We start from the raw sequence: 8,521 nt of genomic DNA, 5'->3' as shown, positions 1-8,521 counted from the left end.
CTCATAGAGTTAACTAATGATAGCAAATAGTATTTCTTTTCAAAATTCATTATGCGGTAATTATTAACAACATAAGAATTTAAAGATTAAGTTGACCAGAATAACGCGTTAGATTACAGAAAGTTTAATACATCCTCGTCATTAATCTTCCCACTAATCAGCATCTTTACCTCTTCCATATTTTGATAATTTGTTTTTTCAAGTGCTGCCAGTGTTTGATCACGCTCTTTTTTTTGATGATTCAAATGGTAAGCGATTACTAAATTTGCCAGAATTACAGGGTTTTTACCTAAATCGTCTTTTTCTTTTGCGATCTCTCCCAATTCTATCGCCTTTGTAAATTTCGGCTTTTGATTTCTACAACGGATAAGCTGGTATATACACTTGGATCATCTGGGTTTAGCTGTAGTGCCCTTTCATAATACGTTCTGGCCTTTACATAATTCCCTTTCATTCTTTCAACAACGCCCAAACCTACAATTGAACGACCGCTTTGATCATCCAGCGCAAGCGCTTTTTTATAAGCTTGTTCAGCACCCAGAGTATCATTGAGTTCAACGTTGACCATTCCTAAATAAGACCAACATTTAGGTGAATCGGGATGATCCTTCAAATAACGCTTCAACACACCTTTTGCTTTTTCATATTCACCTGCATAGTAAAACTCATTTACCTTTGCAATGGCTGTATTTTCTGGCCCCTTAAAAAGTTTCTTGCCAATAAAAAAAGCCACAACAAAAAATACAACAGCAATTAATTTTTTCTTCATTGATGAATATAATTAAAAAAACCTTTCAGTCTTCGGTTATATATTATCTAACTCGTTCTCTATCAATTTATACTTATCTTTTATTTCTTCACCTTGATAAAATGAGAGTAGATCATCTTTTGTTAAGGTACCTTCAATTAGAAATTTTCTCAGATATTGTTGATTAAATTCCATTAATAACATACTTTTCTCTAACTGCTTAAGGATAGACTTATTGTTTTCGATATTGTTGTAAACCAGAGTCTTTATTGTTGTAATTTCTCTAATATCTTTTATAATCCTATTTACAATCATGAAAAGTAAGTCTTTATCCAAATCAATATTTCTTGAATTCACTGCAATATCTCTTGCTAGCATATAGGCAATAGCAAGATTAGAATAATCTCCTTTTTGAGAATTAATTATTGCTACTAGGCCAACACCTGGAATATAACCTACATTTTCAAACTCCTTAAGAATAGAATGGTCGACTAAAGAAATGTCGAATACAATTAAACTGGTTTTTGAATCTCTATTAGCCTGTGCTTCGAGCAATTGGCTCCAAGCCGTATCAGTTTTGCGTGTAAACAAATCTTTCGTTTCAATATCTCCTAATCGAATACTTTTATCGAATTTGCATTCAATAGCTATTTTCAAGCTGGAATTACCATCTATTTCACAAATAATGTCTCCTGTTTTATTTCTAGGAAGCCTGCCAATATTATTGCCTGTTAGTATAGCTCGATCTTTTAAGTTTTTTTCTGAAAAATATTGATTAAGAAAATCTGTTATTTCATCCTCAGCCAAAACACCTTTAATTGAGGACTTATAAAAAAGTTCTTTTTTCATATCAAAGATCATTTTTAGGCTTTCCAATTCTGTTCCCAATTCATTACTGGTCTTGGAAAGAAAAGCAGACATGCGATCTTCCATTAATGCCAAAACTCCAATATAAATAGCTTTTAGAAATTTCGCATCTCGTTCGGAGGTAGGAAGATTGTCAAAATAATTGAAGACGATTTGGTTCTCTATTTCGAACTCTTTTATCTCTACACGTTTGAGCTTCTGATTGACCTGTAACATACTAACTACTAATAATTAACAATATTCGTTTCTGTATTTAATAAAATAATTAGATTATAAATCTAAAATCTTTTATATTATTTTCAATTACCCACTTTTCAAATTCTTGAACTACCCCTTTAGAAAAAATTTCATTAAAAGGCTCTTCTCTACAAGTCAAGTCAATCATATCATCCAAAGTTGCTTCTATTGATTTTTTAATACCCTCGTCTGTCTTAATTTTTTGATATATCGTCCAAGGTTTATCCTTAGTTACTGAGGACAAATAATTACCATTGGCATCAAGCATTATCTTATCATGGGCAACTTCAAAAGTAGATATAGAAACTCTATGAACTACCCTTAATCCTGATTTTCTTGCTTTTACTATTTCATCATAAATATCTTGATTCCCTGTCCATACATTGTTTGTGTTTCCAGCCTTATTTTTAGGGTAATCACTATCATGTAATACAGAAAAATTTATTTTAAAGTGTGATAGCATCTTTATTAAGGGAATGATTGTATATTTCCCTCTTGCCCTTATTAATATGGGCTTACAATTAATATGATATTTTTCAGGATCTAACCTCATAATTGTATCGAAAGCTGCAAATTCAGTATCACCTTCCACAATAACGGGATATTGTCCAAAAAACATTTCCGAAAGATTTTGATCGAAGCTATTGAGCAATTTTAAATTTTCAATCTCGTGGGGTGAGAATTTAACATCATCTGATCGGTATGTATGAGGGATGGGATTTCCAGCATCTCGTGATAACCGAACAATTGTTGTGTGATCCTCGAAAGGATTTATAAAAAGAGGGCTATGTGTTGTCAACATAACTTGCCAAGACGGGTCATTTGCAAGTTCATATAAATACTTGGATGCCGCTCTTATACCATTTGGATGAAGAGCTATTTCTGGCTCATCAATTAATAGCATATATCCAGGTAAAGCCACCTCATTGTCCCTCTCATCGATTGCTTTTTCTGCTTCAATATCTTTAGTTGCTTGTAGTTCTTTTATTTTCTCATCAATGGCAATCTGCTTAATTTGTTTCGTACCATCAGTTTTTGATCTTTCCCTTTCACCTTCAAGCTTCTTTATCTCCTTTTCTATAAGTTTTATTCGCTTTTCATTATCAGATTTAAAATTTTTTATCGCTTGTAGTCTTGATCGAACTTGTAGTAAAGACCAAAACAAAGCCCTTTGCGAGCCCGTTCCTTGCTGATCCCAATCTACATTCTCATCAAACTCCTTTATATTTAGCTTAGAGCCTTTAACTAAAGCATCAAGGGGATCAACTCTTAACTCAGACATTCCTATGCTTAAATCAATAGAAAGATTTGGGAAAATTTTATTATGACTGTTTGTCATTCTTTCATTAATTTTTTCAATAATTTCTTTGTGTTCTTCAACAGGTTTTTTAGCATGTATGGTAAAGACCTCTAATGCTTTACTTATTTCAGATTCTTTATCATCTAAATTTAAACGTAGATTTTCTGCAATTGGGTCTACTATCAGTTTTAATAAGTTTTTCAATTCTGCTTGCGGATTCTCTAGTGCGCCAATTCTAAAAGGAACGGGTAGTCTGCTATTAAAGACGTTATCTAAACCAGCAGCATTACCGTCTTCCGAATATTCACTAACTTCAGGATCGTAAGTTTTTCTTGTCTTAACCCCACTTTTATCCCATTCCCATCTACTCTTTACAACTAGTAGATCGCCTTCCTTTTCTTTCCACTTTTCTGCAATATTTGCTGTTCCTTCTGGAATGTGTACCGATATTTCTATATAAGTATTTTCATCTTTAGATCTCTTGCAGTAATCTTTTTCATAAGAATATACTTGAGTTCCTACCGCTAATTCGTAAGCTTTTAATATTGTTGATTTGCCTGCATTGTTATCACCAACTAAACATAAAATATTATCCAAACTAACCGTTACCCCTTCATTACCAATACATCCTAAGTTAGCAATTGATATTTTTAACAATTTTGACCTCATATATATTTAATCAAATAAGTTTTTAACATGTCGATTTATATAACTATTCAAACCAGTTCCGCTTATTGCTAAACTCTTCATATTTTCAACATGATACTGCCCTGCTCTTGCATAACTATAACGATAAGTACGAGAATTGCCAGAAAATCCCACAAGTATATAATCAGCACCTATTTCATAGGCGGAGACTCCTGAGTCTCCGCCTGAATTCCTATAGCTTTCCATAGCTATATTTCGATATGAATTTGTGACATACCTTTATCTCCTTGTTTATAATCGTCTCTAACATCAAATGTATCATCCAAAAGGTTGATATCCTCAGCCTTTCCAAGGTCATACATTTTCCATCCCATTTTACCAGAAGACGAATATCCTCCAATTTGAAAAGCTCTCAAACCTTCATTTCCAGCAGTAGTTTTACCATAACAATGTGGCTCTACTTCTCTTGATTCTCCTTCGTAAGAAAATTCAATTACATTTTGGTTAGTGATTGCGTCAATAATTTTTTGGTTCATGATTGTTTGTTTAAGTATTAGTTGTTTTTATATCGAACATATGCTTATTGCTAATTTGATGTGTTCGAGTCATCAATAATATCAGCAAAATCAAATTCGTGGATAAGCATTATCGTATGCCCATCTTTTCTCATATTTATAGCTTTCTCTACTTTGCGACCATAACAAGAAAATGCCCATGCAGGGTTACCATTATCACCAACTATTAAATAGTCTGTTTTAAGCGTTATGCCATCGGTTGGTATACCTCCAAGATTGAGTATTTTTTTCTTCAAACCCTCCCTACTAATTCTTTGTAGTATGCCTGTGATACAGAAAGTCTTGCCCTCAAATTTAACATTAGGCTCACTCGTGCATAAGCCAGAGATATTGATATGCTCAGTTTCCTTTCGAATCTGTTCACTTATCACTTCATCCTGGATATTTACGAACTCTTTGAAATAAGCTTTTAAAACCAATCGCTCGTCATCATCAATTTTATTATCCGATAGCACAGATAGAATTAAACTTCTTATCTCATCGTAAGGGTAATATGTGTTTAAGTGTTCATTTTCTTCTAACCATTTATTTAAATCAATAACTTCCTGATCATTAATTACTCCATCTGCTAGAATTCCATGGCAAAGCCCCTGTAATGTTTGTATGTCAGAAGTTATAGGGTTATAATAAAAGCTGTCGTTCTCATATTTTTGACATAGCCAATACAAGTCTTCAATAGTCTCTTTTGATGGCATTTGCTGACTAGCGGCCTCTGCTATAATATTCATAAATTCATTAAAAGGATTTCTACCTATTAAAGCATCGTGTGCATTTGCCCATTTTTGTAGCTCATTAATTTCCTTTTCGTTTACTTCTCCATCTAAGTTTATTCCAAGCAAAATCCCTTTTAAAGAACTAATTGCTTTATCGGCTTGCGACTTTGATGTGTAGATATCTAGAATCAGTTGGTCTGGTTGTTTCATATAAGTATATTCAAGAGTAAGTAAAACAGCTCAATGCAAGCAACAATTTGAGTTGTGCATTCAGTGTTAAAAAAAGGTTGTTATAAAAGGGATTTGAGAGAAAATACGAAGAGAAACGAGCTAGAATTATTTAGATATCGTAATATACGATGAATAACTTGAAGTTTGCAAATTCTAATGCCACTTCTTAAAACATAAAGCTGAATTAACACTTACACGCGCTTTTCTCAACATATGTTTTATTACCATTACTATTGTAATAAAAACAACCGCCTTTAGAGCCTTGATATAATTTTTGCCCGGACTTATAAGTGCCGCACGGCATATAAGTTTCGGTATCTGTACCAGCCCCAACTTCATTTTGTTTGCTACAGGCCAGTATGCCAATACTTAAAAACAGGATATAATAAAATCTTTTCATGCAGCCAAGATATCTGACCAGGAGAACTAATTTTTACGGTTTCCCGTACCTACTCAAAAAAAATTAACCTATTCTTTTAGTTGTAAAGAAAATAATACTATCTTAATCGCAATTAATATATTTTATTTACTTTTTAACCATCATCTTATATCTAAAACAAATGACACCGGCCACGCCAAAAACGTAGCCAATTTCGAAACCCTTATTGCGTATTTAACCGGCTACGGCGCCGTTTATAACCCTAGCAATGCAAACATCCAGTTAACGAGTTTAACCGAGAAAGCTGYCGCAGCAAAAACCATTAGCGAGCAAGTACACGATGCGGCCGCAAAAAACAGCAACGCCATTGCCATTCGCGATCTGGCTTTTCAGCCTTTAAAAAAGCTGAGTACCCGAATCGTAAATGCGATAAAAGCGAGCGATGTWGCGCAACAGGTAATTGATAATGCCATTACCCACAACCGCAAAATTCAGGGCCAAAGGGCATCGGTAAAGTTAACAGAAGAAGAAAAACAGAAGCTGGCAGCAAGCGGCACTATTGTTAACCAGGTATCGGCCTCGCAACAAAGTTTCGATAGCCAGCTCGATACCTTCGATAAACAGATCAAACTGTTAGCTACCATCCCCACCTATGCGCCCAATGAGGTAGAGCTGCAGCAGGTCACCCTTACCACCTTGTACAACGATTTATTGCAGAAAAACCGCGATGTGGTATCAAAAACATCTGAGTTAAGCACCTTTAGGCTTAACCGCAACAAAATCCTGTACGATACTGAAACCGGTATAGTGGCACTCGCTTTAGATGCCAAAAACTACAGCAAATCGTTGTTTGGCGTAAGTACCCCGCAGTACAAACAAATTTCGGGCATTCCGTTTAAACCGATAAAAATTTAGCCTATCATGAAAAAAATCATCCCATCCCAATGTACATTTTAAAACAGCAACTCGGTTGCTGTTTTTGTTTAAAAGATATACTGCAAACTGTTGACAGCAAACCAGGGCAGCTAATAGCATTTATCATATTCTTAACTGCAAACTAAAAGCTGTTCACTGCAAACTAAAAGTAACCTACCTCTCCGATAAAGTTGTTAACTGCGCTGGCAAAACCATCAACTGCAAACATAAAGCTACCAACTGCAAGTATAATGTTGTTAACTGCGCTGATAGAACTGTTAACTGCAAGTATAAACCTGCCAACTGCAAGTATAATGTTGTTAACTGCAAGTTTAGAACTATCTACTGCAAGTTCAGAACTATTAACTGCGCTAACAATTCTGCCATCCGCAAGCATAAACCTACCAACTGCGAGTATAATGTTGTTAGATGCGCTGATAGAACTGTTAACTGCTTTCATCATGCTGGCACCCGCAAGCATAAACCTACCAACCACAGGTATAATGTTGCTAACTGCAATGCAAAACGGCGAATTGAAAAGCTCAATGAAGATTGCTTTTATCGATATAACAATTTTAATAGGAAAGTTCAAAGATCTCTCCTCCAAAGGAGTTTCTTCGGAACGCTACTGTAGAGATGACGAATTTTATCGAGGTAGAATGACTTAATGATAAAAACACTACTAATGAGATTGCTTCGGCTCGCTCACTCCCAGCCTCGCAATGACGGATTTATCGAGATTAAATAACGCGAATGATTCTCTGCACCCTGCTATCCTGCATAGCAGATAGCGACCGCTTTAAGGTTCCCGCATGCGCGGGAATGACGACCGTATTATAGCGAGCGCCTTAAACCCCTATCCGCCTATCGGCACCTTTCCCCTGAAAGGGAAAGGGCTAAAAAACAAATTACCGCATCCTGCAATATGCTCCATGCGATCTGCATCATGCTATCGGCCTAGGATATGATGGAAGGAGAAAACGTTAAAGCTTTAGCACCCCCTTTCAACTTACCACTACCCCGAGGCAGCACACCCTCCCCGATCCTTCATCGGGGCTTGTGCTGACGACCAAAAAGCTTTGACGAATTTATCCGACATCAGATCCAAGCCTTTCAGTTATGCCTTGGTTTTTGTTGTTTTTAATGGCAGGCATGCTTTCGCTACGCTCAGGTTTGTTTCTTTTGGGCCAAGCCAAAAGTAAGAGCCCTTCGGTGGCTAACCGAGGCAAGCCCAAGTAGAGGGCAACAACATAGCGACCGCTTTAAGGTTCCCGCCTGCGCGGGAATGACGACCGTATTAGAAAGTACAAAGATCTCTCCTCCAAAAGAGTTCCTTTGGAACACTACGGTCGAAATGACGAATTAATCGAGGTAGAATGACTTAATGCTAAAAACACTACTAATGAGATTGCTTCGTCAGCTGAAAAAGCCTTCTCGCAATGACGAATTGATCGCAATTAAAATAACGCGAATGATTTCTCTTCTCCCTGTTGTCCGGCATAACAGATAGCGAGCGCTTTAAGGTTCCCGCCTGCGCGAGAATGACGACCGTATTATAGCGAGCGCCTTAAACCCCTATCCGCCTATCGGCACCTTTCCCCTGAAAGGGAAAGGGCTAAAAAACAAATTACCGCATCCTACAATATGCTCCATGCGATCTGCATCCTGCTATCCGGCCTGGCAGATTTTCGTAGAAATAAGCATTGAAATTCTTGCACAACCCCACAATACACCACTGCTCAAGGCAATATAAAGTCCCGATTCTTCATCGGGGCCTCCATATTGCCGCAATAAGAATTTCGATAGCTTAGTTCAAGAAAGGATGCAAGCCTTGATTTTTGGTTACCTTTTTATCAAGAAAAAGGTAAGAGCCCCTCGGCGGCGGCGAGCCGAGGCAAGGCAGAGCTT

At 36.4% G+C, this 8,521-nt stretch carries 10 protein-coding genes; 1 reads left to right on the top strand and 9 read right to left on the bottom strand.

Features of this window, described 5'->3' with window-relative positions; all coding sequences use genetic code 11:
* Positions 1–113 precede the first annotated feature (113 nt).
* The 8 genes from AC1DND_RS12050 to AC1DND_RS12015 all read right to left on the bottom strand — a co-directional run bounded on the left by AC1DND_RS12050 (position 114) and on the right by AC1DND_RS12015 (position 5,719).
* Positions 114–323, bottom strand: a complete 210-nt coding sequence (locus tag AC1DND_RS12050; protein WP_477581900.1) for a hypothetical protein — start codon at positions 321–323, stop codon at positions 114–116.
* A 2-nt stretch (positions 324–325) separates the two neighbouring features.
* The gene (locus AC1DND_RS12045; protein WP_477581898.1) at positions 326–769 is read right to left on the bottom strand and encodes a tetratricopeptide repeat protein; all 444 of its coding nucleotides are present in this window, start codon (positions 767–769) and stop codon (positions 326–328) included.
* 36 nt (positions 770–805) lie between these two features.
* Positions 806–1,831, bottom strand: a complete 1,026-nt coding sequence (locus tag AC1DND_RS12040) for a hypothetical protein (RefSeq protein ID WP_477581896.1) — start codon at positions 1,829–1,831, stop codon at positions 806–808.
* Between the two features lie 49 nt (positions 1,832–1,880).
* A complete protein-coding gene (locus tag AC1DND_RS12035) occupies positions 1,881–3,809 on the bottom strand; it encodes an ATP-dependent nuclease (RefSeq protein WP_477581894.1) in 1,929 nt (642 codons plus the stop codon).
* Positions 3,810–3,827: 18 nt separating this feature from the next.
* Positions 3,828–4,046: a hypothetical protein gene (locus AC1DND_RS12030; protein ID WP_477581892.1), complete on the bottom strand. Its 219-nt coding sequence runs from the start codon at positions 4,044–4,046 to the stop codon at positions 3,828–3,830.
* 2 nt (positions 4,047–4,048) lie between these two features.
* On the bottom strand, positions 4,049–4,336 hold the full coding sequence (locus AC1DND_RS12025) for a WYL domain-containing protein (RefSeq protein ID WP_477581890.1): 288 nt from the start codon (positions 4,334–4,336) through the stop codon (positions 4,049–4,051).
* A 50-nt stretch (positions 4,337–4,386) separates the two neighbouring features.
* The gene (locus AC1DND_RS12020) at positions 4,387–5,298 is read right to left on the bottom strand and encodes a BRCT domain-containing protein (protein ID WP_477581888.1); all 912 of its coding nucleotides are present in this window, start codon (positions 5,296–5,298) and stop codon (positions 4,387–4,389) included.
* Positions 5,299–5,503: 205 nt separating this feature from the next.
* Positions 5,504–5,719, bottom strand: a complete 216-nt coding sequence (locus tag AC1DND_RS12015; protein ID WP_477581887.1) for a hypothetical protein — start codon at positions 5,717–5,719, stop codon at positions 5,504–5,506.
* Positions 5,720–6,394: 675 nt separating this feature from the next.
* On the opposite strand from AC1DND_RS12015, the gene AC1DND_RS12010 reads away from it, so the two are divergent.
* Complete coding sequence (locus tag AC1DND_RS12010; RefSeq protein WP_477581885.1) at positions 6,395–6,613, top strand: hypothetical protein; 219 nt, start codon at positions 6,395–6,397, stop codon at positions 6,611–6,613.
* Positions 6,614–6,776: 163 nt separating this feature from the next.
* Here AC1DND_RS12010 and AC1DND_RS12005 read toward each other — a convergent pair whose 3' ends face one another.
* The gene (locus AC1DND_RS12005) at positions 6,777–7,109 is read right to left on the bottom strand and encodes a hypothetical protein (RefSeq protein ID WP_477581883.1); all 333 of its coding nucleotides are present in this window, start codon (positions 7,107–7,109) and stop codon (positions 6,777–6,779) included.
* Positions 7,110–8,521 lie beyond the last annotated feature (1,412 nt).

The organism is Pedobacter sp. 01N416 (genome assembly GCF_056399685.1).
The sequence above is the reverse complement of the archived record's forward strand: the minus strand, read 5'-3'. Positions and strand labels throughout refer to the sequence as shown.

Bases quoted from the DNA above. Each gene is read 5' to 3' on its own strand.
- AC1DND_RS12045 (WP_477581898.1), bottom strand. From the start codon at position 769: ATGAAGAAAAAATTAATTGCTGTTGTATTTTTTGTTGTGGCTTTTTTT.
- AC1DND_RS12040 (WP_477581896.1), bottom strand. From the start codon at position 1,831: ATGTTACAGGTCAATCAGAAGCTCAAACGTGTAGAGATAAAAGAGTTC.
- AC1DND_RS12030 (WP_477581892.1), bottom strand. From the start codon at position 4,046: ATGGAAAGCTATAGGAATTCAGGCGGAGACTCAGGAGTCTCCGCCTAT.
- AC1DND_RS12025 (WP_477581890.1), bottom strand. From the start codon at position 4,336: ATGAACCAAAAAATTATTGACGCAATCACTAACCAAAATGTAATTGAA.
- AC1DND_RS12020 (WP_477581888.1), bottom strand. From the start codon at position 5,298: ATGAAACAACCAGACCAACTGATTCTAGATATCTACACATCAAAGTCG.
- AC1DND_RS12015 (WP_477581887.1), bottom strand. From the start codon at position 5,719: ATGAAAAGATTTTATTATATCCTGTTTTTAAGTATTGGCATACTGGCC.